At 42.6% G+C, this 26,454-nt stretch carries 20 protein-coding genes; 12 read left to right on the forward strand and 8 right to left on the reverse strand.

The genetic code is table 11. The features are described from left to right. The first annotated feature begins 54 nt into the window (after window positions 1-54). The 4 genes from QYT14_RS02385 (at window position 55) to QYT14_RS02400 (ending at window position 8,107) form a co-directional block, all read left to right on the forward strand. On the forward strand, window positions 55-1,068 hold the full coding sequence (locus QYT14_RS02385; protein ID WP_288324263.1) for a FecR family protein: 1,014 nt from the start codon (window positions 55-57) through the stop codon (window positions 1,066-1,068). Between the two features lie 60 nt (window positions 1,069-1,128). Then, window positions 1,129-4,641 carry a TonB-dependent receptor gene (locus QYT14_RS02390; protein WP_288324262.1) on the forward strand — a complete coding sequence of 1,171 codons (3,513 nt, stop codon included), beginning with the start codon at window positions 1,129-1,131 and terminating at the stop codon, window positions 4,639-4,641. A 21-nt stretch (window positions 4,642-4,662) separates the two neighbouring features. Continuing rightward, window positions 4,663-6,585, forward strand: a complete 1,923-nt coding sequence (locus QYT14_RS02395; protein WP_288324261.1) for a RagB/SusD family nutrient uptake outer membrane protein — start codon at window positions 4,663-4,665, stop codon at window positions 6,583-6,585. A gap of 94 nt (window positions 6,586-6,679) precedes the next feature. Beyond that, window positions 6,680-8,107, forward strand: a complete 1,428-nt coding sequence (locus QYT14_RS02400; RefSeq protein ID WP_288324260.1) for a sulfatase — start codon at window positions 6,680-6,682, stop codon at window positions 8,105-8,107. Between the two features lie 117 nt (window positions 8,108-8,224). Here the strand turns inward: QYT14_RS02400 and QYT14_RS02405 are convergent, their stop codons facing one another. Next, complete coding sequence (locus tag QYT14_RS02405) at window positions 8,225-8,902, reverse strand: DUF4476 domain-containing protein (RefSeq protein WP_288324259.1); 678 nt, start codon at window positions 8,900-8,902, stop codon at window positions 8,225-8,227. A 208-nt stretch (window positions 8,903-9,110) separates the two neighbouring features. On the opposite strand from QYT14_RS02405, the gene QYT14_RS02410 reads away from it, so the two are divergent. Genes QYT14_RS02410 through QYT14_RS02420 form a run of 3 tightly spaced genes read left to right on the forward strand, consistent with a single transcriptional unit; the run spans window position 9,111 to window position 10,534 of the window. Then, the gene (locus tag QYT14_RS02410) at window positions 9,111-9,647 is read left to right on the forward strand and encodes an RNA polymerase sigma factor (protein ID WP_288324258.1); all 537 of its coding nucleotides are present in this window, start codon (window positions 9,111-9,113) and stop codon (window positions 9,645-9,647) included. A 7-nt stretch (window positions 9,648-9,654) separates the two neighbouring features. Further along, entirely contained in the window at window positions 9,655-10,017 is a 363-nt protein-coding gene (locus QYT14_RS02415) for a hypothetical protein (protein ID WP_288324257.1), read from the forward strand. Window positions 10,018-10,042: 25 nt separating this feature from the next. Next, window positions 10,043-10,534, forward strand: coding sequence for a hypothetical protein (locus tag QYT14_RS02420; protein ID WP_288324256.1), 492 nt, complete (start codon window positions 10,043-10,045; stop codon window positions 10,532-10,534). 107 nt (window positions 10,535-10,641) lie between these two features. Here the strand turns inward: QYT14_RS02420 and QYT14_RS02425 are convergent, their stop codons facing one another. From QYT14_RS02425 to QYT14_RS02435, 3 genes are all read right to left on the reverse strand, one after another. Then, window positions 10,642-12,612, reverse strand: a complete 1,971-nt coding sequence (locus tag QYT14_RS02425; RefSeq protein WP_288324255.1) for a family 20 glycosylhydrolase — start codon at window positions 12,610-12,612, stop codon at window positions 10,642-10,644. 420 nt (window positions 12,613-13,032) lie between these two features. Beyond that, window positions 13,033-13,527, reverse strand: a complete 495-nt coding sequence (locus QYT14_RS02430) for a GNAT family N-acetyltransferase (protein ID WP_237038859.1) — start codon at window positions 13,525-13,527, stop codon at window positions 13,033-13,035. A 61-nt stretch (window positions 13,528-13,588) separates the two neighbouring features. Then, window positions 13,589-14,539 (reverse strand): transporter, encoded by a 951-nt coding sequence (locus QYT14_RS02435; protein WP_237038858.1) that lies wholly within the window; start codon window positions 14,537-14,539, stop codon window positions 13,589-13,591. A gap of 154 nt (window positions 14,540-14,693) precedes the next feature. Between QYT14_RS02435 and QYT14_RS02440 the strand changes: the two genes are divergently transcribed. From QYT14_RS02440 to dnaA, 3 genes are all read left to right on the forward strand, one after another. Beyond that, window positions 14,694-15,863, forward strand: a complete 1,170-nt coding sequence (locus QYT14_RS02440) for an N-acetylmuramoyl-L-alanine amidase (protein WP_288324254.1) — start codon at window positions 14,694-14,696, stop codon at window positions 15,861-15,863. 23 nt (window positions 15,864-15,886) lie between these two features. Beyond that, complete coding sequence (locus QYT14_RS02445) at window positions 15,887-16,774, forward strand: MlaD family protein (protein WP_237038856.1); 888 nt, start codon at window positions 15,887-15,889, stop codon at window positions 16,772-16,774. 339 nt (window positions 16,775-17,113) lie between these two features. Beyond that, entirely contained in the window at window positions 17,114-18,517 is a 1,404-nt protein-coding gene (gene dnaA, locus QYT14_RS02450) for a chromosomal replication initiator protein DnaA (RefSeq protein ID WP_288324253.1), read from the forward strand. A 119-nt stretch (window positions 18,518-18,636) separates the two neighbouring features. Here dnaA and QYT14_RS02455 read toward each other — a convergent pair whose 3' ends face one another. After that, window positions 18,637-19,377 carry an NADPH-dependent oxidoreductase gene (locus QYT14_RS02455; RefSeq protein WP_288324252.1) on the reverse strand — a complete coding sequence of 247 codons (741 nt, stop codon included), beginning with the start codon at window positions 19,375-19,377 and terminating at the stop codon, window positions 18,637-18,639. Between the two features lie 343 nt (window positions 19,378-19,720). On the opposite strand from QYT14_RS02455, the gene QYT14_RS02460 reads away from it, so the two are divergent. Then, entirely contained in the window at window positions 19,721-22,261 is a 2,541-nt protein-coding gene (locus QYT14_RS02460) for an adenosylcobalamin-dependent ribonucleoside-diphosphate reductase (RefSeq protein ID WP_288324336.1), read from the forward strand. A gap of 489 nt (window positions 22,262-22,750) precedes the next feature. Then, window positions 22,751-23,119 carry a dihydroneopterin aldolase gene (gene folB / locus QYT14_RS02465; RefSeq protein WP_237038853.1) on the forward strand — a complete coding sequence of 123 codons (369 nt, stop codon included), beginning with the start codon at window positions 22,751-22,753 and terminating at the stop codon, window positions 23,117-23,119. Window positions 23,120-23,315: 196 nt separating this feature from the next. Here the strand turns inward: folB and QYT14_RS02470 are convergent, their stop codons facing one another. The 3 genes from QYT14_RS02470 to mtaB all read right to left on the reverse strand — a co-directional run bounded on the left by QYT14_RS02470 (window position 23,316) and on the right by mtaB (window position 26,360). After that, window positions 23,316-23,840 carry a methylglyoxal synthase gene (locus tag QYT14_RS02470; protein ID WP_288324251.1) on the reverse strand — a complete coding sequence of 175 codons (525 nt, stop codon included), beginning with the start codon at window positions 23,838-23,840 and terminating at the stop codon, window positions 23,316-23,318. A gap of 163 nt (window positions 23,841-24,003) precedes the next feature. Next, window positions 24,004-25,047, reverse strand: a complete 1,044-nt coding sequence (locus tag QYT14_RS02475; RefSeq protein WP_288324250.1) for a glycosyltransferase family 2 protein — start codon at window positions 25,045-25,047, stop codon at window positions 24,004-24,006. Continuing rightward, a complete protein-coding gene (mtaB, locus tag QYT14_RS02480; protein ID WP_288324249.1) occupies window positions 25,044-26,360 on the reverse strand; it encodes a tRNA (N(6)-L-threonylcarbamoyladenosine(37)-C(2))-methylthiotransferase MtaB in 1,317 nt (438 codons plus the stop codon). The genes QYT14_RS02475 and mtaB overlap by 4 nt, the downstream gene beginning before the upstream one ends. Window positions 26,361-26,454: the final 94 nt, after the last annotated feature.

Here is a 26,454-nt window from a genome sequence, read left to right on the forward strand (position 1 = left end):
TGCTTTTAAGGTGGCGCGTGTATTATTAATAGTTAGTAATACAAAACCAACAGAATGAGCAATTCAATACATGAGTTTGATGGCTTGATGCTGGATTATCTGAAAGGGGATATAACGCCTGAAGATATGCAGAAGATGACCGAATTATTACATACAGATGCTTCCTGCCGGGAGAAGTATCGTGAAATGTCACGTGCTTATGCCATTGCTTCTGTGCCTTGGTTTGAACGGAGGAAGGAGCAGAACCTTGAATCTTTGCGTGAAAAGTTAGGTCTTCGTTCCTCTCCACAGCGTACTTTATTTAGAAGGATGAGAGTTGGTAGCTTTGCTGCAATGGTCACATTACTGATTGGCTTTAGCATTAGTTTCATTTATTTGAATAATCATTCGGCAGAAGTGGTTGCCCCGCCTGTTTCCTACTGCCAAATAGAAATACCTCAGGGTGCGCAATCTAAACTGATATTGCCGGACAGCACATTGGTTTACCTCAACGGAGGTACAATCATAAAGTATGATGCATCATTTCAGAATAAGACTGAACGTGAGGTTTATCTGAATGGGGAAGCGTACTTTGAAGTGGCAAAAGATGCGGAAAAGCCCTTTATCGTTCATGCGGCGGATTTGAATATCAAGGTACTTGGCACCAAATTTAATGTATCGTCTTACCTGGACGAGCCCAACATAAAAGTCAGTCTTTTGGAAGGAAGGGTCAAGGTGTCCGTGGCTTCGGATGAGACTGATAAGTTTTACCTCTTGCCCAATGAACAAGCTGTGTATGACAAGGCAAAAAATATCTTGTCTGTAAGGGGTGTAGATGCCGGTTCTCAAGTGATGTGGAAAACAGGACGTCTTGTCTTTGTAAACGAAACCTTATATCATATCTTGAAAACTGTCGGAAAAAAATATGATGTTCAGATTCTAATCCAATCCCAAAAGATGAATACGGAATATTTTTCCGGTAGTATAGATGCAGACCTGACTTTGGATGAGGTTCTTTCTTATCTGGATGTAGATAATAAATTTGTCTGGAGAAGGAAGGGGAAAACCGTGGTTATTGCTGATAGATAGTATGTAAAACCGTACCTATAGGTACACCTTAAATATTGTTGTTAACTAATAATTCTAAGTATGAAAAAAACTTTTTGCAAGACTCGCAGGGGGCATTGGGTCCCTCTGGCATGGGCAGCTTCATTCCTTTTATGGGGAAATGTCGCTTTTGCTGCATTGCCTATTCAAGAGGCAAGATTTTCCATGCAACATCGTTCTGTATCCTTGAATCAAGTATTCAATGAAATTGAAAGACAAACGGGTTATTCTTTTTTGATTCGTAACAATGATGTCAATACGAATCAGAAGGTTTCCATCGATGTGAAGAACAAAAGTGTCAAGGAAGTCCTGGAGATTTTATTTGCCGGTAAGAATATACGTTATGAAGTAGAAGGAGAACGTATTTCTGTTTATAAACCACAACAGGCTAAACAGACTACTGTTTCCGGAATTGTTGTAGATGCCGCTCAGGAACCGATTATCGGAGCTTCTGTTGTGGTGGTAAACACAACCAATGGTTGTATTACAGACCTTGACGGAAAATTCTCTTTGGAGGTGTCGCAATTACCGGTGAAAGTACAAATCACTTATATCGGTTATAAACCGCAAGTGGTGACAATCAGTGATTCCAAAACGGCTCAGATTGTTCTTCATGAAGACACGGAGACATTGGATGAAGTGGTGGTTGTCGGTTATGGCTCTCAGAAAAAAGCTAATCTGACCGGTGCTGTCGCTTCTGTAAAGATGGACGAAGTGATGGGAAGCCGTCCGTTGACACAAGCTGCCGATGCGTTACAAGGTACCGTTCCCGGTCTGCTTGTTTCTAGCAGCGGAAATGCCCCCGGTCAAGGCAAATCTTTCCAAATTCGTGGTGCTTATTCAGTAGGTGTGAAAAATAGCGATGGTTCGTATGGTAATACCATCACCCCTTTGGTTTTGATTGATAATGTAGAAGGCGACCTGGATATGGTTAATCCTGAGGATATTGAAACCATTACCGTATTGAAGGATGCCGCTTCGGGAGCCATATATGGTGCACGTGCAGCCGGTGGTGTAATTTTGGTAACAACCAAACGTCCGAAAGGGGAAACCACTTTCCAACTTAATTATAATAATAACTTTGCGTTTGCTTCAGCTATGAATCTGCCCGAACAGGCACCCCTGATGGAGTATTTGCAAGCGTATCAGGATGCTGCCGGTGACCAGTTCTGGACAATGGGCTCGCCGAGTGTAAGCAAATGGATGGGCTATCTGGAACAATATCGCAACAATCCTTCTTCCATTCCTACGGTAGGTGATGGTATTTTTAAAGATGCAGATGGTGCCGTATATTATATGAATGAAAAGGATTTGACAAAGAATATGCTTGAAACCAGTTTCCAGCAGAGTCATAATATATCGATGACCGGTGGTACGGAGAAACTTCGTTTTCGTCTTTCTGCAGGTTATATTGACAATAACGGTGTGTTGATTACGGACAAAGACCAGTATAGACGAATGAATGTAAGCGGATTTATCTCAGCCAATATCACGAAATGGTTTACTCAGGAAGCTACTCTTAGTTATGCCCATAGCAAAAAAACATTGCCAAGCTCAGCCTTGGGTGCTATCTATTCTACCCGTCTGGCTTCTTTCTATCCTGAAGGAAATATGCCGGCCGGAATTTCGGATGAGGCAGAAGGCTTGCCTTTCTTTACTCCTGCCAACCAGATACGTTGGTCCAACCCCTCAAAGACATTGAATGACAACCCTCGTATCTTCTTAAAGTCCATATTGAAACCGCTTAAAGGACTTGAAGTGGCATTTGAATATACCTTTGATAAGAAAATATATGATTATAATTGGTACACGGGAAGTGTAGCTTATACCACTGTTCAGGGAGGTAAAGACACTACTCCGACAAACGACTATTTACAAAAGACAAAAAGATATACCGATTATAATTCAATAAACTTATATGCCACTTATGATTTTAATTTAGGTGACCATAAGTTTAAGGTGATGGGTGGTTTTAACCAGGAGTCAAGTTATCGAGAGACGATGGAAGCTTATTCATACGGACAAGCGGTAATTGAAGTTCCTTCGTTGGGTTCGGGTACTTCTACGCTGAAGGCTACTGATAGCTACAATGAGTATTCGGTACGTGGCGGCTTCTTCCGTGTGAACTACAATTATCTGGACCGATATTTATTGGAAGTGAACGGACGTTATGACGGTTCTTCCAAATTCCCCAAAGATTCTCGTTATGGCTTCTTCCCATCAGTTTCTGTGGGTTGGAATATTGCTCAGGAAAAGTTTATGGAACCTACACAAAACTGGTTGGGCTCATTGAAGTTGCGTGCTTCTTATGGTATGATTGGTAATCAGAATGTGCCGGCTTATTCCTTCATTCCTACCATGACAGTGAATAATAAATACAATGGATGGTTGTCTGGTGGTAATTATGTGACAGCTATAACTTCTCTTCCTTCTTTGGTAAGTAGTAATTTTACTTGGGAAAAGGTGGGTACTTTTGATATAGGTCTTGATTTTTCTATGTTCAGTAATCGTTTCACCGGTACATTCGACTGGTATCAACGTAATACAAACGGAATGTTGGCTCCGGGTATGCAGTTGCCGGCTGTAGTGGGTGCGAGCGCTCCTTATCAGAATACAGCAGATATGCGTACACGTGGTTGGGAATTGAGCATGAATTGGCGTGACCAAATCGGAAAGGTGGGTTACCGTGTAGGTTTCAACCTGTCAGACAGTCAATCAAAAATTGTGAAGTATAATTCTAATGAATCCGGCATATTAACCAGTACTTTGAGCAATGGCTCTACTTTCTGGAACTATTATGAAGGAAAAGATTTAGGAGAAATTTGGGGATATGAATACGATGGTTTCTATACAGTAGATGATTTTACCGATACATCCTCATGGAAGTTGAAAGATGGTGTACCTAGTATTGATGGTTATAATCCTCGTCCGGGCGACGTGAAGTTTAAGAATCTGATGGATGACGACCGTGGAACCAATATGATTTCTAGTGGTGATAATACGGTTAGTAATCCGGGTGACCGCAAAGTGATTGGTAATAATACGCCGCGTTATCTTTATGGTATTACACTGGGAGCAAATTTTAAAGGATTTGATTTGAATGTATTTATGCAGGGTACAGGCAAACGTGACACATGGATTGCTAATAACCTGAAGTTCCCCTTGTATTCAGACTTCAAGTTTATCGCTTTGTACAAAGACTTGAGTAATTATTGGAAACCGGTAGATGCTGCGAACGGAGATTATACGGCTGCTAATCCTAATGCCGAGTTCCCGCGCATTTATGGTAACTATGGTAATCAAGGCTCTAACTACCGTCAATCAGATAAATATTTGTCAGATGCTTCCTATTTCCGTATCAAGAATGTTACATTGTCCTATACTTTCCCGAAAGCATGGATAGCAAAAGCATCTTTGTCACAGTTGAAGGCCTTTGTCAGCATTGAAAATCTGGCTACATTCTCATCATTGCCGAAAGGTATTGACCCGGAAACATTGTCATGGAACTATCCGGCATTCCGTACCGTATCTTTCGGGCTTAATGTTACATTATAAACCTAAAATTAGTACGAGTATATGAAGAAACTATTTATAAGTTTGGCTATCATCGCAGGAATCAGCCTCTCCGGTTGTAATGATAGCTTTCTGGAAAAATCTCCTGTTACGGACTTGACAGAAGAAAACGCATTTAATTCCTACGATAACTTCAAGGCTTTTATGTGGCCTTGCTATGAAATGTTTACGAATAATACCATCCGTACTTCTTTGAACGGATGGGCACAAAACGGTCCCTATAGAGGTGATATGGATGCCGGTTATTTTGAACAGAAATACGAAAGCGGGTATAATGATTTCGCTTACCAGACTGTTGCCAGCGTAGCATCGGGCAATGGTTGGAATTTCAGTTCATTTATTCGACGGATTAATATCATGCTTTCCCATATCGATGATTCCAGTATGACTGAAGCACAGAAAAACCATTGGCGTGCGGTAGGTTACTTCTTTCATTCCTTCTGGTATATGGAGTTGATAGACCGCTTTGGTGCTGTGCCTTGGGTAGACCAGGTGCTGCAAGAAAATTCGCCTGAAGCTTACGGCCCGCGTATTGACAGAAAAACGGTGGCAGACAATGTGTTGGAACGTTTGAAATGGGCTGAAGAAAATATAGGCAATTTTACCTCGGAAGATGGAAAGAACACCATAAACAAGGATTGTATATTGGCGGCTATTTCACGTTTTGGCTTGCGCGAAGGTACATGGAGGAAATATCATGAACTGGGAGATTATGAGAAGTACCTGCAAGAATGCGTCCGCGCTTCGGAGCTGTTGATGAGCGCTTATCCTACTCTTTATACCGGAACAGACGGACAGCCGGCGGCAGGATATGGTGAAATGTGGACTACGGAGGACTTAAGTACCGTTCCCGGCATTATTTTATATAAAGAATATGTGACTGATATAAATCCGATAGGTACTTCTTATATCGAACATACGTCTTCACATTATGTAGAGATGAATCAAAAAACGGTAGATTTATATCTGATGAAGAACGGTAAACCTATCTTAAATGCAGAATCCGAGTATCATGGAGATAAAGATATGTATGCCACTTTCCGTGACCGCGACCCACGTATGTATCACACCATCATGCCTCCTTATAAAGTGAAAGCTGGTGAAGGTACTTACCGTACTTGGTCGTATACCGACAATGAGGCCGACCGTGAGTATATTGATATCATGGGAGCAAATACCAGTTGCAGCAATCCGGGTATTGGCATGAAGCGTTTGCCGGGACAGAACTGGAGTGCATCCTTGGTTCCCGAAATTCCCAGACTGGGTACGGGAGCTTTTGTTACTTGCCGTTCCGGTTATTATGTTTGGAAGAACTGGGATAACTGGGAAACCAACTTTAATAATGGTAGTTTGAATACGGCAGACAAACCTATTTTCAAGATTGAAGAAGTGTTGTTGAATGAGGCTGAGGCCAAATTTGAACTCGGAAATTTTGATCAGGGCGTAGCCGACAAGACAATAAACAAATTGCGCGAACGTGCAGAGGTTGCCAAAATGGTAGTTGCCGAAATTGATGCAAACTTTGACCCCAATCGTGGTAAGTACTATCCTAAGAATAATGATACCGGTATCTTGGTTGATCCTGTATTGTGGGAAATTCGTCGCGAGCGTATCATTGAGCTGATGGGTGAAGGATTCGGATTCTACGATATTCGCCGTTGGCGTATGGCTCCCTGGTTCTTGAACAGACCGGCAACCGGAATCTGGATAAGTAAAAAGGTTGCGATGGATAACAGTATGACATTGTATAATCCTGAAACGGGTTATTCTGATGGTACATCAGGTACAATGTCCGAAGGCTATCTTTATCTTTTCAATGACCCTCTGAAAGAAGGAAAAGGCTGGTTGGAAAAATACTACTTATATCAGGTGCCGACTACCGAAATATTATTGAATCCTGCTCTGGAACAGAATCCGGGCTGGTAATTTGAATAGTATATAAAAAACAAGCAGATGGGAGGCCGGCTCAACTAAGCAATTAGTAAGAGGTGGCCTCTTTTCTTTAAAAACAGAAGTAAAAATGGGAAACCGGAAAATGTGGTTTAGTGCCACTCTCTTATGTACAGTAGGAATGCAGCAACTCCTTGCGGCAGAAAGTGTAAAGGGAACCCAACCTAATATCGTGTTCATTCTTGCAGATGATTTGGGCTGGACTGATTTGGGAGTGATGGGAAGTGACTATTATGAAACTCCGAATATAGACCGCTTGGCCGCGGAAGGATTGCTTTTCGATAACGCCTATGCTGCTGCGGCAAACTCTGCACCTAGCCGGGCCTGTATGATGACAGGCATGTACACACCCCGTCACGGTGTATATACCGTTAGTCCTCCCGACCGAGGCGACCGTAGGCTGAGAAAATTGGTCCCAATCGCCAATACAGATGATGTACGTGCCGATTTTGTGACAATGGCCGAAGCACTCCGGCAACAGGGATACCGATGTGGTCATATCGGTAAGTGGCATTTGGGAGATGATGCAGACGGGACAGGGCCTCTTTCTCAAGGATTTATTTGGAATGTAGGAGGAAACCGTGCCGGATCACCTTATTCTTATTTTTATCCTTATTGTCTGCCCGATAAAAAAAAGTGCCATTTGGGATTGGAGGAAGGAACACCGGGAGAATACCTTACCGACCGTTTGACGGATGAGGCTGTTTCTTTTATAAAATCCCACAAAGAAGGTCCGTTCTTTCTTCACCTCTCTCACCATGCGGTCCATACGGCTTTGCAGGCTCCTGCAGCGGTTGTTGATAAATACAAGAACAAACCTGTAGGAAAGTACCATACTAATCCTGTATATGCTGCGATGATTGAAAAACTGGATGATGGAGTAGGAAAAATATGTCGTGCCATTCAAGAGATGGGAATAGAAGAGAATACCATTATTATATTCTATTCCGACAATGGCGGTTCCGAACCGGTGACTGATAATTATCCGCTTCATGGCGGAAAGGGGATGCCATACGAGGGGGGCTCGCGTGTTCCTTTGATTATCAGATGGCCCGGAAAGATACCGGCCGGCACACGCACTTCTGTTCCGGTCATCGGAGTAGATTTTTATCCTACTTTTGTCCACCTTGCCAAGGGAGAGACATCGGGAAATCTGGATGGAAAAGATATCTTTGAAGTTGTGGAAAATGAGGAGACGGAGCGGGATTTATTTTGGCATTTTCCGGCATATCTGGAATCGTATCTCAATGGCGGTAAGGACTTCAGAGCCCGACCTTATTCGAGTATTCGTTCGGGTGATTGGAAATTGATTTATAATTACGAGGACAAGTCAATGGAATTGTATAACCTGAAAGAAGATTTAGGAGAGACAAGGAATATGGCAGAACTCAATCCTCAAAAAAAAGAAGAACTTTATAACAAGCTTATGAAGTGGATTGATGATACAAATGCGCCTGTTCCTACCCAACCCAATCCGTATTATCAGGGCATAAAGTAATCTTTGATGATAGGGCATATTCCCTTTGCCTTTTCTGAAGAATGCCTGCCATAGCTACTATTTGTTTTAAGTAGATTATGGCAGGACTTTTTTATTATATACGGATGAAAAAAATGACTATCGTCTTTTTGAAATGCCAAGCATTTCTTTGGCTTTGTTTTCACTGGATAGAAAGTCAAGTGAGTTGATAATCTCATCATAATTCTCTCTGTCTACAATGCGGGTTGCCAATATTTTCAGCACTTTCAATTTGTCATCGTCAAAGGTATAGATAGACATAAGTCTCACACACTGTCGGCAGCTGAACCAGCGGCGCTCGGCAGCCAATGACAATATATCCAATTGGTCGTCTTTGAAAGGTTTCTGCTTTACCTTATTGTATAATTGTTGGAAATCATTGTCACCCATTATTTGGGGATAACCAGGGCGGTATCCATCGTGATGCGGCGGACGAGGCGGAGCAATTGTCGATTCCACTTGAGCGGGAGGACATACTGCCACCGCAGGAGGAGTGGGGACACTCTCAAAAGAATCCAAATTGCTAACCAGGCTGTTCTTGAAATCAATCAGGATGGTGGTTCCATAGTGTCCTAGTCCTTCTCCCTTCCTGTATTCCCATTGCTCTCCTTGTTCGTCGAACCGACGATAATCGGGGCGTCCCAGCAGTTTAGTCACTTCTTCCTGTGTCATACCTTTGTGAATGGATAGTAATATGTTATTGTCCATTAAGCTCCCGCAACTTCCGAGAACAAGGCTTAACAAGAAAATAGCTAGTGTTTCTTTTACTCTTTTCATATACTGTTGTTTTTATGTGTAGGCAAAGATAGAAAGGGAAATTCGATATAATTGGATTCTTTTCCCTATTTGACGATAGGGATTTCCCTACAATTGTTATTGTTTGGAAGAAATATGCATCGGATACTTAATTAATGCAAAATCCGTCGTTACACATTTAACTTCGTCACATTTAAAGGTTCTAACCGATAAACATTGCAAGAAACAGATGATAAATGAAGATAAAATCCGAGAAGCTTGCGCTTCTGATAAGGAACGTGGATTCAAATTGCTGATGGAGCATTTCCAACAGCCTATATATTGGCACATCCGACGGTTGGTGGTAGCCCACGAAGATGCGGAGGATATCCTTCAAGAAGTATTTATCCGTGTCTTTCGTCACCTTGACCGGTTTAGGGAAGAGAGCTCGCTGGGCACATGGATGTATCGGATTGCAACCAATGAATGCCTCCGTTTCTTGAACAACCGGAAAGAGCAGGCTGTTTCGGCCGAGGAAGTGCAAGAGGAATTGATGAATAAATTGATGGCATCCGATTATGTGGATTACGATAATGCAATGGCAGTGAAATTTCAACAAGCCATTCTTTCGTTACCTGAAAAGCAACGTATCGTGTTCAACCTGCGTTATTATGATGAACTGGATTATGAGGAAATTAGCCGGATAACTGATACGCGGGCAGAAACGTTGAAGGTGAACTATCATTATGCCAAAGAGAAAATAAAAGAATATATGACTAATAATTAAGGACAGGATGGAGAAAGAATTTGATTTTAAAAACATTGGAAAGCAGATGCCTTATCGCACACCGGATGGTTTCTTTGACCGGATGCAGACACAGGTGTCGACACGTATAAAAGTGGAGAGCCGTAAAAAACAACCTCGGATGAAGTTGGTGATTGCGGCTACACTGGCGGCGGCAGCGATGGTGTTAGGATTGGTTTTCTTCCCGGCTGCGAATCCGGAAGCGGGACAAGTATCTTCCAACCCTTTACTTGTTGCGACCGATATTGATTGCTCATATTCGGATGCAATGGATAATTTTATCGCCGAAATGCCGGATGATGAGTTGGAGGAATGGGTGGAATTATCAGAGTATGATATATTTATGAATTAATTATTTATTTAAAAAGTAACAGATTATGAAGACAAAAAAGTTTTTTATGGTGTTGGTAGCCCTCTTTATGGGTAGTCAAGTGGCAATTTTTGCACAGGGTAAGAAAGAAGGAAAGACGGAGAGAAAGCAGTTCAGCCAAGAACAGTTGCAGGAAATGCAATGTAATCACATTATAAATGCACTGGCATTGGATGATGCGGAGACCGCTAAGTTTAAACCTGTATACACCAAATATATGGAGGAAATGCGTGCTACCCGCAATATGAATCCGCGTACTTCCCGTTCTGAACTTACGGATGCAGAAGTAGACCAGGCAATAAAGGCTCGTTTTGCCCAAAGCCGTAAGATGCTGGACATTCGTGAGAAGTATTACAATGAATTCCGTAAATTCCTATCACCGAAACAAATACAGAAAATGTATAATATGGAAAAAAGAACCGGTGATAAAATGAAAAAGGAAATGGGTAAAAGGCAAGGAATGAAGAAGAATAATAATAATCGTGGCGCTAAGAAATAACTCCTGTTCTTCATGAATAAATGACACGGATTTTACGGACAATAAAGAGCGAATCTTTTGAATCCGTAAAATCCGTGTCTGAACAATAATAGACGGTCGATTTTAGCTTATTTCCTGTAAACTTTCAAGTTGGATATTTTACTCTTGAACGCTCCTGCCTGTTCTAATGGGAATACCAGTGTGCGAACATAGTTCATTTTTGTTTTTCCTTCTTTATCGAAAAAGCGTTGCTGGGTGTTCAATTCTTCTACTAATTTTCCATTGATGAACAGACGTGTAGCCTTGTTATCTCCTTCTATACCGATATTTAAACGTTGGCCCGGTTGGATATTGTAACTGAATGTGTTTAAGTATCCGTCACGTGCAAAACCTAACATTCCACGTATGGGGTCGGACAGATAGAATACGGCATCCGGCGAACGGAACAGTTCGGTTCCCAAAGTTTCTGCTGCGCCTTCCACATCAAATGTCACACGATAGTCATAACCGATTTCACGATGTGGCGTGCGGCTTTTAGGAGCGACATTAGCTTGTTCGTATACCAGTCCCGGAGCACAGCCGATGCGTCCCATTTGGTTTACTCCCGGTGCTTCGCTCAATGCCTCGCGCATGCGGTCGAATTCATTATACGGAAGTGAAGTTGCTGTTCCTGTCCACATTTTTACGGCTAAAGTTTGCAAAGCAGGGAAAGTGCGGTGATGAATATCTTTGGTAGAGATACCATTTCCTACATGGTCATTCCATACTGCAAACATACCTCCCAGAATGGCAGGGTCTTTTTCGTCGAAAACGGCTTTACCTACATGGGCAGGAGTCCAGGAGTTATATAGTTCTTCCGTGTTCAGATAATCATAATAATAACCGGCGGCAGGTACGATATAAAGAAATCCGTCGGGAATGGAAATCAGTTTGTATCCTTGCTTGACCATTTCTTTGGGATCTGCATATCCGTTATACCAGGCGCTCATGATTACATTTTCTGCTTTCACGGGAGTTTCTCCTTGGGCATGTGTCAATGCTCCCCATACACAAGCTTGTTTTCCGAAGCCTTCTACATAACGAATATAATGGTCTGTAAACTCACGGAATTTTTCTACTACTTTCTTGTCTTTATTTGAGTATTCATCTGTGCCGATATGTACGCGTGGGCCACGGAAGACTGGTTCTTCTCCTTCCAAATACTCTTTAAAGAGTCCGTCCATGAATTTATATGTTTCGGGATTGAACAAATCCAGATGATCCATTCCATACTCTTTACTTCCTATCTCGGGTTTATAATGGCTGAATGCCAATGTGTGGGCAGGTGCATCTATTTCCGGGATAATTTCGACGAAACAATCTTCTGCCAACTTCTGCAAATCGATAAATTCTTTTTTGGTATAGAATCCGTCACGTGCCGTAAGTCCGGGATAAGTATCCGATTCCAGGCGGAAAGCTGCATACGTCTTGTCCCAGTCCTGTTCAAAATACTGTTTAAACCCATTATCATTCAGATGGATTTGCAGCGTGTTCATTTTGTAGTATGCCATGATTTTCACATAATCGCGCAAATAAGACAAAGGAATGAATTTTCGTCCGCAATCAATCATAAATCCACGCATGGCATAGTCGGGATAATCACGGATTTCACCTTTGGGAAGAGCCAGATTTTCTTTGTTTTGTTCGGCTATCTGCAGCAGCGTACGTGTTCCCCAATATACACCGATTGCTTTGGGGGCAGTCAGCTCAATTCGGTCGGTAACGCGGATGGTGTATCCTTCCTCCCCTAATGATTTGTCTTTTTTAAGTGAAAGAATGAGGTCGCCTTTCTTTCCTTTCCCTTCCACTATCTGCGGAGTATGATTAAATAAAGTATTGCAGTCATCTGCCAGCATACGGGCGATGCGCTGCAATTCAGCGTTTCCTTTGGGATAGACAATACGAGTTTGTTCTGTAGGAATAAATTTGCCTTCGTTTCCTTTCCATTCTTTCAGCTCAGGGATGACAAAAGGTTTGGGATTAATGGCAGCTTGTGCTATGTTTATACAACATACGCAACAAAGAATCATCATTAAATAGATTCGGTTAACTGATTTCATAAACTATTTTTTTAGATATTGTGTAAAATGTAAGTTTTGTTTTTCTTTTGCAGGACAAAGATAGAAATAAAAAATGAGAATGGAAACGGATTGGGCCAAGAAGGTTACATACGGCGGCACAAGCCTGCGCGTACGTATGCATTGACCTACACGTACGTATGCATCGGCCTGCGCGTATATACGTGTAGCCCTACGAGGACGTACGTGCAGAAGCGTGCTTTCTGTCGGCTGTCAGTTTTGGATATATAGTAAAGGAACGTACTACACTTAATCTGTAACCTTTTTGTTATAGTACTCCCCCAAATACCCCTTCGTCTATCTCACTCAACCGTTTCTGATTAACCCGACTCCTTCGCAAGGTCTTTTTCTTTTGTATATAGGGGACATCTCCACAAAGACACCACAAGCAGGAATACGACCTTACAAAGGCTTGACTTTAGCTACTCCCTTTGCCATCCAGAAATTAGTAAGAGAAAGCTGATTCGCCTTGCGCTTTTGTTCTTCCTCTACTACATAACCTTTTTTTTCAAAGAAAGGGCGGGCAGTTAAACTCACTTCGGATGTAATCCGCATAATCCCGGATGTAATTGCATACCGTTCTATTTCTTCCAAAAGCATCGTAGCAATACCTTTACCTTGAAAATCCTTGTGGACAAACATAGAATGTAAATAGCCTTGGGACGTAATAGATGAAAAACCAACGATTTGTGACTGTTGATTAACAGCTACAATAAAATAGTGGGTCTTTATCATATCTTCTATTTTAGAAAGATTATCTCCGCACGATGCCCAATCTTCAACTTCCGCTTGTGAGTAATCACGCCTGTTTATCACAAGAACTGTATTTTGAAATAACTCTCTCAGTTCAACCGCATCTGGCTGTTGAGCTTGCCTGATTGTAAATTCTGTCTTCATAGTATTACCTCCTACCTTTCTTCTTTTGTAGTTATCATAGAATATCCATATCTTACACTTGTTATTTCATCTCATTTTTTCTCTTTTTCCACAACTGATAACTATTAATCGTGTTTTGCCACACGACATAGCTACCGGGACCGACAGAGGATAAAGGATTAAGATAAGTCACTGCCATCCAGATGGCAAGCACTGTGTTTTTCTGTCCCAATGCCTGCCCTGCGCTGATTCGGTCATGATAGGCGCTGCCAATCCTTTTACCGAAATAAAATTGCAGACAGCAAGTGACAAGTCCCGCCAAAGCAATCATTATCTCGATGGAAACATCGGCGGTACTGGTAACTAGCGAGCGCACAGTTTGCCCCGTTACAATGGTCAGCGCAACCGCCCACAAATAAAAAGCAACCCCATGATACTTCAATAACAGTCGATGCAAAGACGGGATATAATAACGAAGCAACAATGCCACAAAGAAAGGAGCAAGTAATAAGGGGAACACTTTGCTCAGAATCTTAAGAAAGGCAATCACGAAGGTAATGTCGGCATGAGGCTCTACAAGCGGAAACACAAGCGGCACCGCTATTGCCGCCAATATATTCGAAAGTAATGTATAAGTAGTAAGCGTAGAAGCACTTCCTCCCAATTTTCCTGTAATGACAGCCGCCGCTGTAGCTGTAGGACAAATCAGACACACCATTGCCCCCTCAAAAATATCTCTGTAAGCCTCCGCCATCGGACAAAGAATCAGCAACAAAGCAATAATGCCGCTCGACACTGCCTGAATAGACAACAACCACGCATGCCATGCCTTGGGTATGAGCTCCTTAGGCTCAATTTTACAGAAAGTGAGCAACAACTGTGCGAAGATAAGAAAAGGAGTCAAGACCACAATCAGCCCATTCACAAAAGGTTTTACCGGCTCCAAAATAGTGACGTTAGCTAATAGGAAATATCCGATAGCTCCGGCAAGCATTGCCAACGGCAACGTCCAATTTTTCAGAAACTTAAGCATATTATAGATTATTTGGGGATGCAAAGTAATAGAAAATCAACCAAATACTCGTCTGTTTTTCGGGTTTTATGGCATCTTTCTACTAAAAAACACAAAACTTGAGGGTAAAAGCCGAGTTTTCATTAAAAATCGCTACATTTGCACCTTAATTAATATGAGAACCGATAGACTTAAAATAATAATTCTGTTGTGTAGCCTTGCGCTAGTCTTGCCTTTTCTTTGTCTGACAGCCAAAGGAAAGGACTTCACTGTTGTCATTGACCCCGGTCACGGCGGCCATGACCCCGGTGCTATCGGCAGACGCGGAAAGGAAAAGAATATCAATCTGAATGTGGCGCTGAAAGTAGGACGCCTGATACAGAACAACTGTAAAGATGTAAAAGTCATATTCACACGTCGCACCGATGTGTTTATTCCTTTGGACTGCCGCGCACAAATAGCCAATAACGCCAAAGCAGACTTATTTATTTCCATTCATACCAATTCGGTAGCCCGCGGGCGTACCGTCAGAGGTGCGGAAACTTATACCCTCGGTCTACATCGAACGGAAGAAAATCTGGAAGTCGCTAAAAAGGAAAACTCTGTTATTTTAATAGAGGATGATTATCAGCAACGCTATGCCGGTTTTAATCCGAACTCTTCGGAAAGTTACATCATCTTTGAATTCCTGCAGGACAAGAACATGGAGAAGAGTGTAAAACTGGCCACTCTGATACAAAAACAATTCAAGACTTCGGCACGCCGCATAGACAAAGGCGTACACCAGGCGGGATTTCTTGTACTTCGTGAGACATCCATGCCCAGCGTTTTGGTAGAGCTTGGCTACATCTCTACTCCCGATGAAGAACAATATCTTCTGTCTGAAGCGGGTAGCGAAGCTTTGGCAAACAGCATTTACAAAGCTTTCTTAAACTATAAGCGCGAACACGACGCACCCATCAGCCGTAGCAAAGTGCAGCAACAGGAACTGCCTGAACCGGAAGAGAAACCGGAGGAAGCTATAGCAGAAACACCGACTGATGAACCAGACAGTGCATCCGAACCGGCAGTCATCCATAAACCGGTATTCAAGATACAGATATTGGTATCCGACAAGGTATTGCCCAAAGGCAGCAGACAGTTAAAAGGACTTTCTCCGGTAAGCTATTATAAAGAAAAAGGACTCTATAAATACACCTATGGCGAAAACACCGACTATAATAAGGTATTACGCATGAAGCGCGAAGTTACTGCCAAATTTAAAGACGCATTCATCATTGCCTTCAAAAACGGGAAAAAGATGAATATCAACGAAGCCATCAAAGAATTTAAGAAAAACAGATAAATAATATAAAAGAGATAACAGAAATGACGAAAGAGGTAAAAATAGGATTAATAGGCATTGCTGCTTTAGCCATGCTCATCTATGGTATCAATTACCTGAAAGGAATCAATATGTTCCAATCAGCAAACTATTATTATGTAGAATATACCAACATCAACGGTTTGGCCGGCTCCAGTCCCGTATTCGCCAATGGTTTTAAAGTAGGTACTGTGAGAAGTATCAACTACAATTATAAGAAACCGGGACACGTGACGGTAGAAGTGGAGGTAGATAAGGAAATGCGCATCCCCAAAGGAAGTAGAGGAGAATTGGTTACCGAAATGCTGGGAACAGTAAAAATGAACCTCCTCTTGGACGATAAAAACAACGAGTTCTTCCAGCCGGGGGATACTTTACCCGGAATAACCAACAATGGCCTGATGGGAGTAGCCGAAGAAAAGTTGGTCCCCCAAGTAGAACAGCTTCTTCCCAAGATGGATTCCATTCTTCAATCATTGAACAAACTTCTGGCAGACCCGGCACTGACAGCAACCATACACAATGCCGAGAAGCTGACAACCAACCTGGATGTCACTACACGCCAGCTAAACTCATTAATGAATAATGAGTTGCCGCAGATTACCGGCCGATTAGTTACCATTACCGACAACTTCTCTGTCATCAGTGAAAACTTAAAAGGCATTGACTATGCAAGCACTTTCAGCAAAGTGGACTCTACATTATATAATGTACAACTACTGACCGAAAAGCTCAACCGTAAAGATAATACCATCGGCTTACTGTTCAACGACCCGACGTTCTACCATAACTTGAATACAACGACAGCCAATGCAGCTTCCCTGCTTGAAGACCTGAAGGCACATCCCAAACGGTACGTACACTTCTCGCTGTTCGGCAAGAAAGATAAGTAACGCCTCTGCTTAAAATAGAAATATTCTAAATAGAGCCCTATTTCCTTTTTTTCACTGTTGATTAGTAAAAGGCTGTCAACAGGGAAGAAAGGTTTAAAGAAACGGAGTTAATCACCAGGATAGCTCCACAATAAAATCTCAATAGGAAGCTAATAATCAAGAGTTTACAAATGTGCAACTTTTGTTCTAGACAGACTTTAAAGCGATTTTTATAAGTCATTGAAACTAAAGAGATTACTTTTTAAACATAAAAAGCAAGAAAAAAGCGATTTGTTTTTCTAGAATTTCATTTCGAAATTTGCATTGTAGAAGTTTCGCTTTTTATAATAAATGTCTTATATGATTGAAAACGATCACGTCGTTTTATGGAACCGATGTCTCAATATCATCAGAGATAATGTTCCTGACACGACCTATAAAACTTGGTTTGAGCCTATCGTACCTCTGAAGTACGAAGACCACGCCTTGACCATTGGAGTCCCGAGCCCCTTCTTCTATGAGTTTCTGGAAGAAAAGTTCGTGGATTTATTGCGTGCAGCCCTTTATAAAGAAATAGGGGAAGGTACGCAGTTGATGTATTGCATATTGACAGACAAGACCAATCATATAACTGTGAATATAGAGGGAACGAAGCGTTCTTCGGCGTTACCCGCACAAACAGTTATAAAAGATGGCAATAAGGCTCCCAACCCGATGCAGGCTCCGGCTCCGCAGGATTTGGATCCGCATTTGAACCCAAACTACAATTTCGAAAACTTTATTAAAGGAAACAGCAACGAGTTTTCGCGCACTGTAGGAGAAACCGTAGCAAAGAATCCTGCCCGAACATTCAATCCGTTGTTTTTGTACGGACCGTCAGGGGTGGGAAAGACTCACTTAATCAATGCCATAGGTACACGCATCAAGGAACTTTATCCGGAAAAACGAGTATTATATGTATCGGCACATTTGTTCCAGGTACAATATACTGATTCTGTGCGTACAAACCATTTCAATGATTTCATCACTTTCTATCAGACAATAGATGTACTGATTATCGATGATATTCAGGAATTTGCCGGTGTAACTAAAACCCAGAACACCTTCTTCCACATCTTTAACCACCTGCACCAGAACGGCAAGCAACTTATTCTGACTTCCGACCGTGCACCGGTGATGCTGCAAGGTATGGAAGAACGCCTTCTGACCCGTTTTAAATGGGGATTGGTAGCTGAACTGGAAAAACCTGATGTGGAATTGAGGAAGAACATTCTCCGCAACAAGATTCGCCGTGACGGATTGAATATTCCTGAGTCTGTGGTAAACTACATTGCCGAGAATGTCAACGAAAGCGTACGCGAACTGGAAGGTATCATCAACTCTCTGTTGGCACAGTCCATCATCTTTAAGCGTGATGTAGACATCGATTTGGCAGAACGCATTGTCCGCAAAGCAGTCCGTTGCGAAAGCAAACCGATTACCATTGAAGACATTATTGCCAAAGTATGCAGCCATTATGAAATAGAAGAATCAGCCATCCACACCAAAACACGTAAAAGAGAAGTCGTGCAGGTACGTCAGGTGGCCATGTTCCTTGCCAAAAAGCATACGGATGCCTCCTCTTCCAAAATCGGTCAGCTCATCGGGAATAAAGACCATGCTACCGTGCTGCATGCTTGCAAAATCGTGAAAGATCAGGTAGAAGTGGATAAATCATTCAAAGCTGATATAGAAGAAATTGAAGCTTTGCTAAGAAGAAAATAAAACGTTTCATTCTCCGGAGAATACTTTTTAGGCACGAATAACACACAATTGACGGAAAAGATGAAAAATCCGTGTTTAATCTGTGTCATTCGTGCCTAAACTACAACTATTCGGCCGGATTATTTTTCAAACCCCTGTTTCTTCAATGTTTCCTTCAGAACACCCGACATATATTCATTATCAGACTTCTTATAGCGCACATCAGTAAACACCTGGGCCAATGTCTCTTTATGATTCTCCTTTATAAATTGATGATTCTCAGGCAATGATTCCTTATAAGCATAAATACGGTCAATATCTTCGACCGAGTAATCATGGTAAACTTCATCATGCAATATCCCCTGAATAGGAAGGCGGTCCACCTGTGAAGGACATTCGTCAGGATAGCCCACTGTTATGGTAGCCACCGGCATCACCAATTCCGGCAATTGGAGTATCTCAACAATCTGATCCGGGTTATAGATTGTAGTACCCAAATAACAAATACCCAATCCGTGCGCTTCTGCCAATGTACAGAAATTTTGTGTTACCAACAATGCATCCGTTGCCGCATTCAGAAAAGAAATAGGATTATCATATCCCGGCTCCGCCTTACGTGCCCGGCACCACTTGCTAAAGCGGTTAAAGTCGGCACAAAAGGTAAGAACCACCGGTGCACCTGTTACCATAGGCTGATTAAAATGAGCCGGTGCCAACTTTTCCTTCATTCGTTTATCACGAGTGACTACAACACTATACAGTTGCATATTCCCCATGGTAGAAGCACGAAAAGCCTCTTCAAGCAAATCATTTAACAAAGATGCGGGGATTTCATCCTGTTTGTATTTACGGATAGACCGTCTGTTCTTTATTGAATCCATATTCTTTTTCTTGCAAAGATAAGAAAAGAAAAGCGTATTCAATCACCTTTTTCGCAAAATAATCCACTTCAAACATTTGGAGTTTTCAATTATTTCATTACCTCATTGTTTAATTGAATTTTCCAAATAGAAAACTTCGCCGACCAATGATTTTACAATCAGTACTGAAAATCAAACAATTAACAAGCGAGTTTGGATAACTTTCAAATTGTTGAAAACTTATTCGATATTTATTTTGTTTATTCAGAAAACATCTATAGCTTTGCCGAAGCTTTTGTTATAATGAGTTAGGACTTCTACATCTTTAAACTTATTGATAAATATAGTAAATCTGAATATAAAAGTGGAAAAACAAACTTATTCCTACGATGAAGCCTTTGAAGCATCTTTACAATACTTTAAAGGTGATGAACTTGCTGCAAGGGTTTGGGTAAACAAATACGCAGTAAAGGACTCTTTCGGCAATATTTACGAAAAGTCACCGGAAGACATGCATTGGCGTATTGCCAATGAAGTGGCCCGCATTGAAAGCAAATATAAAAACGGGCTGGACGCACAACAACTTTACGAGTTATTGGACCATTTTAAGTACATCGTTCCACAAGGAAGCCCGATGACAGGTATCGGCAATGATTATCAAGTAGCATCATTGTCCAATTGTTTTGTTATCGGAATGGAAGGTGCGGCTGATTCTTACGGCGCCATTATCCGTATTGATGAAGAACAGGTTCAGCTGATGAAACGCCGTGGAGGAGTAGGTCATGATTTGTCCCACATCCGTCCGAAAGGTTCACCGGTCAAGAACTCAGCATTGACTTCTACAGGATTGGTTCCTTTTATGGAGCGTTATTCAAACTCCACCCGCGAAGTGGCCCAGGACGGTCGTCGCGGTGCATTGATGCTAAGTGTATCTATCAAGCATCCCGATTCAGAAGCATTTATTGACGCCAAGATGACAGAAGGCAAAGTTACAGGAGCCAATGTTTCTGTAAAATTGGACGATGCTTTCATGCAGGCAGCCATTGACGGTACTCCGTATACACAACAATATCCTATCGATGCTGCCACTCCTTCGACAACCAAAGAAATAGACGCTTCGGCATTATGGAAAAAGATTGTACACAATGCGTGGAAATCGGCAGAACCGGGCGTGCTGTTCTGGGATACCATCATACGTGAATCCGTCCCCGACTGTTATGCAGACTTAGGCTACCGCACGGTGTCTACCAATCCTTGCGGCGAGATTCCATTATGTCCTTATGACTCATGCCGCCTGCTGGCTATCAATCTATATTCTTATGTAGTCAATCCATTCACCAAGGATGCCTATTTCGATTTTGAACTGTTCAAAAAGCACGTTGCTTTGGCACAGCGTATCATGGACGACATTATCGATTTGGAGCTGGAGAAAATCGAAAGAATTATGACCAAGATAGAATCTGACCCTGAAAATGAAGAAGTGAAAGGGGCAGAAAGACATCTGTGGGAGAAAATATACAAAAAAAGCGGTCAGGGACGCCGCACCGGTGTAGGTATTACTGCCGAAGGAGATATGCTGGCCGCTATGGGATTACGCTATGGAACAGAAGAGGCAACCGAATTTTCGGAAAAAGTACATAAGACCGTTGCCTTGGAAGCATATCGTTCTTCTGTAGAAATGGCAAAAGAACGCGGTGCCTTCGCCATCTATGACAGCGAAAGAGAGAAAAACAATCCCTTCATCAACCGCTTGAAAGAAGCCGATCCGAAATTGTATGAAGACATGCTCAAATACGGACGCCGTAACATTGCCTGTCTGACCATTGCACCGACAGGCACCACCAGCTTGATGACTCAGACTACTTCGGGCATTGAACCTGTGTTTATGCCTGTTTACAAGCGTAGAAGAAAAGTCAACCCGAATGACCCGCAAGTGCATGTTGATTTTGTGGATGAAACAGGTGACGCCTTCGAAGAATATGTGGTATTCCACCATAAGTTCGTAACATGGATGGAAATAAACGGCTACGACCCTGCCAAACGTTATACACAGGAAGAGATAGACCAATTAGTTGAGAAATCACCATATTATAAGGCCACATCAAATGATGTAGACTGGCTGATGAAAGTCAAGATGCAAGGCCGCATCCAGAAATGGGTAGACCATTCCATCAGTGTCACTATCAACTTGCCAAACGATGTGGACGAAGACCTCGTAAACCGTCTTTACGTAGAAGCATGGCGCTCGGGTTGCAAAGGCTGTACCGTATATCGTGACGGTTCACGTTCCGGCGTATTGATTTCCAACAAGAAGAAGGATAAGAAAGAAGAGATGCCACCTTGCAAGCCGCCTACGGTAGTCGAGGTCCGTCCGAAAGTATTGGAAGCCGATGTAATCCGTTTCCAGAACAATAAAGAAAAATGGGTAGCCTTTGTCGGTCTGCTGGACGGTCATCCATACGAGATATTCACCGGTCTGCAAGACGATGAAGAAGGTATCTTATTGCCGAAATCCGTCACTAGCGGACGAATCATTAAAAATGTAGACGAAGACGGCAACAAACACTACGACTTCCAGTTTGAAAACAAGCGCGGATACAAGACGACTATCGAAGGCTTGTCCGAGAAATTTAACAAAGAATACTGGAACTATGCCAAACTGATTTCAGGTGTGCTCCGCTGGCGTATGCCTATCGACCGTGTCATTAAGTTGGTGGACTCACTGCAATTGGACAGCGAAAGTATCAATACATGGAAGAACGGTGTAGAACGTGCCTTGAAAAAGTACGTTACCGACGGAACCAAAGCCGACGGTCAGAAGTGTCCGAATTGCGGACATGAGACTCTCGTTTACCAGGAGGGATGCCTTATCTGTAAGACATGTGGAGCGTCAAGATGCGGATAATGGTTTATTATATAATGTAATCACAAAAAGAGAAGAAAAGAGGAACTGCCATTCGATACAGGCAGTTCCTCTTTCTTTTAGCACTTCTTCTTTGAAATCATGGGGTATTCAAACTCTGCATAGGTTTTGAACTTCCCTAAGTCGTTTCATTAGCCGGACGAAGCATCTTCGTCCTTTCGATTATGCCTGTCTATCAGTCGAATTGCTACAGTCTTCGGCAATGAACTGTATAGTCCGTTGCTGTAGACCGTACAGTCCACCGTAACGGTCTGTACAGTCTGCTGTAGTAGACTGTAATAATCTTCCGTTTAAAAGGACTTGGCTGACCCTAAGAAACGGCTTACTCTTCCTTTGGTTAGCGATATGATATGCTACTCCCCAAGATTTCAAGCTGAGCCTTTTTATCCGGTCTTTCCACAAAAATCTCTTATCAGTTCTTTCCCACAAGAAAAAAGTACCTTATATTTGTCCATTCATTAAACCGGAAGTATGAAAGCAACATCGATGTATATATGCCTGGAAGGTATCAAATTCTTTGCCCGCCACGGAGTAGACCCGCAAGAAACGGTTGTGGGAGCCAATTTTACTATTGACTTAAAATTAAAAACAAACTTTATCCATGCTGCCCAAACAGACAGACTGGAGGGAACCGTGAGCTATGCCGACGTGCATACCGCAGTAAAGGAAGTGATGAAAACCCCTTCCCGATTATTAGAACACGTGTGTGAACGCATAGCGGAGCGGCTGTTCCATGACTTTTCCGCTATCGAGGAAATAGATATCCGTCTATTCAAAGAAAATCCGCCTATGGGGGCGGATTGTCAAAAAGTAGGAGTCGCCGTGCACTACGACCGATAAGATACACCTTACGAGGTGTGTCAAAATTGAATTAAACCAAAGAAGAACTTTTAGTCTGAGACTTGAGCATCCTAAAAAGCAAGAGAAAGAGCCGTATCATTACTCGAAACAGAGTTCGATACGGCTCTTTTAAATTGGGTAGTTACAATCTATAACTTTTCGGAAGGGTCATTTTTGTTTTGACATTCATCCTCCATTATTTGTTCCTTCTGCCTTTTCGCTTCTTGACCTGCTCCACTGCCTCAGACACCACCGGTTTATTGGCAAAACGCTGAGTATATCCGGTATAATCCGGATGGGTACGCTCATATTCCCGGTCAAGAAACAGAGGGCTGGTTATGATATGGTCAGCCGTAGAACGATTACAGCAGAAAACAATATTCTCCACGCCCGCCAAACGGGTCAATGCCTTTACATCCGTATCATGCGGCTGGAGAGTCATCGGGTCGGTAAAGAAAAAAAGATAATCTATTTCCCCTTCCACAATGCGTGACCCAATCTGCTGGTCACCACCCAGCGGTCCTGATTTCAAGATAGTGATATCCCATTCCACATCCGGATGTTTCTCCTTCAATGCTTCCCGAATAAGTGTCCCTGTAGTTCCCGTGCAATAAAACTTATGACCCATCAACCGTTCCGAGTTCCAAAGAACCCATTCTATCAGGTCTTTCTTCATGGCATCATGTGCCACCAAACCAATCTTTCTAACCAACTTGTCCATAGTCGCATTTTTTAATATACAATATTTTGTTTACCCCTCGTCTGCCGAGATGAAAACAAAGTTAATTACTCTATATATTAAAACAAATGAAATCCGTTTTTTCTCACGAAAGAAACGGATTTCATTGATATAAGTCAAAGTTTTTATGTCAACTGCATTACATTCAGGCAGTCAGTCCTTTCACAAAATTACGCAGTTGTGAGAACCTTTTCTTGCCCAACGCATGATATTTCCATAAAATGCTATACCCCACTCTTTCGGGAATAGGCCCGTCGACAGCCTTCATCATATTCTCTACGCGGGCAGAAGCAAAACCATAACGGGTGCTCTCAAAATCTTTCCTTGCCTGAAGAACAGCCTTAGCATTCTCTTTATCCTTCTTAAGATAAAAAACCACCACCGCAATCCTATCCAGCAAACTACGCACGCGAAGCACGTGATTTAATTCCTTTTCGGGCAAATTCTTGTAAAGCATCAATAAATTATTGCGAAAGTTCAGATATGTTTTCCGGGGACTTTCTTTTTTCAACGTAGCTGCACCTACATGATACACCACACTTTGCGGAATACACACCAATCCCCTTCCACGGCTGCGAAAACGCCAGCAAAGGTCGATTTCCTCCATGTGGGCAAAAAAGCTCCCATCCAATCCCCCTGCCTCGCGATAATCTTTCAAACGGACAAAAAAGGCAGCCCCACTCACCCAGAACACAGGCATTACCGTATCATACTGGCCATCATCCTTCTCTACCGTTTCAAAAATCCGTCCGCGACAAAAAGGGTAACCATAACGGTCGATATACCCTCCTGCAGCACCGGCATACTCAAAAAACTCTTTATTGCGCCGGCTCAGAAGTTTGGGCTGGCAAGCAGCCACTTCGGGATGAGCCTCCATAAAATGCAGCAAAGGCTCCAACCAATGGGGCGTCACTTCTACATCACTGTTCAAAAGAACCGCATATTCCGCATCCACCTGCTGCAAGGCACGGTTATACCCTTCGGCAAAGCCATAGTTTTCTTCCAGTTCAATCAGGCGCACAGAAGGAAATTCTTTCCTCACCACATCACACGACGCATCCGACGAAGCATTATCAGCTACACACACCTCCACTCCTTCCGCTTCAGAATATTCCACCACCGAAGGAAGAAATTGGCGAAGCATGGCTTCCCCATTCCAATTCAATATGACCACTGATATCTTTTTCATATAATTGTACCTTTCAAGGCAGTGCCGTCTTCATTAAAATCACCTAACTTCACCCGCACCAGTCGATTGTCAAGCGCATCATCGTGTTCCAATTCCACACGGATATAATTATCCGTAAAGCCATGCATCGGCATTCCCGCCTTCGACTTTTCAGCCAGCACGACAGCCTCTTTGCCTATATGCTTGGCATAAAAGGCCTTTGTCTTTTCATCCGAAAGTGCCAATAGACGCTGGCTGCGCTTATGTTTCTCTTCGGGAGAAACCACGTGCTCTATTTTCAACGCCTGAGTGCCAGGACGTTCAGAATAACTGAACACATGAAGTTGGGTCACCTCCAGCCCCTCGATAAAACGGTATGCGTCTTCAAAATACTCCTCCGTCTCACCCCGAGTCCCTACAATCACATCCACACCGATAAACGCATCCGGCATGATATCCTTGATTTTATGAATTTTGGAAGCAAACAATGCCGTATCATAACGACGCCGCATCAACTTCAGCACATCATCACTGCCACTCTGCAAAGGGATATGGAAATGAGGCATAAAGGCACGCGAACGAGAGACATACTCGATAATCTCATCCGTCAGCAAATTAGGTTCGATGGAAGAGATACGATAGCGTTCAATCCCCTCTACTTTATCCAGCTCCTTCACCAAATCAAAGAATGTTTCACCGGTCGTCTTTCCAAAGTCCCCGATATTTACCCCGGTAATCACAATTTCCTTTCCCCCTTCGGCTGCAGCCTGACGAGCTTGCGCCACTATTTCTTCCACCCGTCCATTACGGCTGCGCCCACGTGCAAACGGAATCGTACAATAAGAACAGAAGTAGTCGCAACCGTCCTGTACCTTCAAAAAATAACGGGTGCGGTCTCCCCGCGAACACGAAGGAGAGAAACTGCGAATATCCTTGGTAGCCGTTGTAATGGCTTCTCCCTTCTCGTGCTTTTCCAGATTTCCAAGATAACTCATCAATTCCCCTTTCTGCTCTGCACCGAGAACAACGTCTACCCCCTCAATCTTCGCCACCTGTTCCGGTTTCAGCTGGGCATAACATCCGGTCACAACGACAAAAGCACCCGGATGCTGCTTAGTCAGCCGGTGAATAGCCTGACGGCACTTTTTGTCGGCAACTTCGGTAACCGAACACGTATTTATGACACAAATATCAGCTTTTTCTCCTTTACGCGCAGTACGGATACCGGCTTCTTTCAGAGTTTTGCCAATCGTTGAGGTTTCTGAGAAATTCAATTTGCAGCCCAATGTATAATAAACGGCTGTTTTATTTTGGAATATCGTCGTATCAATCATACCTAATTTATCTGTTTAGGCGACAAAGTTACGCATAATTCTCCTTAATTCTTTTAGAATACCAATAATTATGCTTATTTTTGCACATTACATC

This window comes from uncultured Phocaeicola sp., assembly GCF_948499155.1.
In the GTDB taxonomy this organism is placed as follows: Bacteria; Bacteroidota; Bacteroidia; order Bacteroidales; family Bacteroidaceae; genus Phocaeicola; species Phocaeicola faecalis.

Bases quoted from the DNA above. Each gene is read 5' to 3' on its own strand.
- QYT14_RS02440 (WP_288324254.1), top strand. From the start codon at position 14,694: ATGAGAACCGATAGACTTAAAATAATAATTCTGTTGTGTAGCCTTGCG.
- QYT14_RS02475 (WP_288324250.1), bottom strand. From the start codon at position 25,047: ATGAAAAAGATATCAGTGGTCATATTGAATTGGAATGGGGAAGCCATG.
- QYT14_RS02435 (WP_237038858.1), bottom strand. From the start codon at position 14,539: ATGCTTAAGTTTCTGAAAAATTGGACGTTGCCGTTGGCAATGCTTGCC.
- QYT14_RS02400 (WP_288324260.1), top strand. From the start codon at position 6,680: ATGGGAAACCGGAAAATGTGGTTTAGTGCCACTCTCTTATGTACAGTA.
- dnaA (WP_288324253.1), top strand. From the start codon at position 17,114: ATGATTGAAAACGATCACGTCGTTTTATGGAACCGATGTCTCAATATC.
- QYT14_RS02390 (WP_288324262.1), top strand. From the start codon at position 1,129: ATGAAAAAAACTTTTTGCAAGACTCGCAGGGGGCATTGGGTCCCTCTG.
- QYT14_RS02470 (WP_288324251.1), bottom strand. From the start codon at position 23,840: ATGGACAAGTTGGTTAGAAAGATTGGTTTGGTGGCACATGATGCCATG.
- QYT14_RS02445 (WP_237038856.1), top strand. From the start codon at position 15,887: ATGACGAAAGAGGTAAAAATAGGATTAATAGGCATTGCTGCTTTAGCC.
- QYT14_RS02395 (WP_288324261.1), top strand. From the start codon at position 4,663: ATGAAGAAACTATTTATAAGTTTGGCTATCATCGCAGGAATCAGCCTC.
- QYT14_RS02415 (WP_288324257.1), top strand. From the start codon at position 9,655: ATGGAGAAAGAATTTGATTTTAAAAACATTGGAAAGCAGATGCCTTAT.
- QYT14_RS02420 (WP_288324256.1), top strand. From the start codon at position 10,043: ATGAAGACAAAAAAGTTTTTTATGGTGTTGGTAGCCCTCTTTATGGGT.
- QYT14_RS02430 (WP_237038859.1), bottom strand. From the start codon at position 13,527: ATGAAGACAGAATTTACAATCAGGCAAGCTCAACAGCCAGATGCGGTT.
- QYT14_RS02455 (WP_288324252.1), bottom strand. From the start codon at position 19,377: ATGGATTCAATAAAGAACAGACGGTCTATCCGTAAATACAAACAGGAT.
- QYT14_RS02410 (WP_288324258.1), top strand. From the start codon at position 9,111: ATGATAAATGAAGATAAAATCCGAGAAGCTTGCGCTTCTGATAAGGAA.
- folB (WP_237038853.1), top strand. From the start codon at position 22,751: ATGAAAGCAACATCGATGTATATATGCCTGGAAGGTATCAAATTCTTT.
- mtaB (WP_288324249.1), bottom strand. From the start codon at position 26,360: ATGATTGATACGACGATATTCCAAAATAAAACAGCCGTTTATTATACA.
- QYT14_RS02425 (WP_288324255.1), bottom strand. From the start codon at position 12,612: ATGAAATCAGTTAACCGAATCTATTTAATGATGATTCTTTGTTGCGTA.
- QYT14_RS02385 (WP_288324263.1), top strand. From the start codon at position 55: ATGAGCAATTCAATACATGAGTTTGATGGCTTGATGCTGGATTATCTG.
- QYT14_RS02405 (WP_288324259.1), bottom strand. From the start codon at position 8,902: ATGAAAAGAGTAAAAGAAACACTAGCTATTTTCTTGTTAAGCCTTGTT.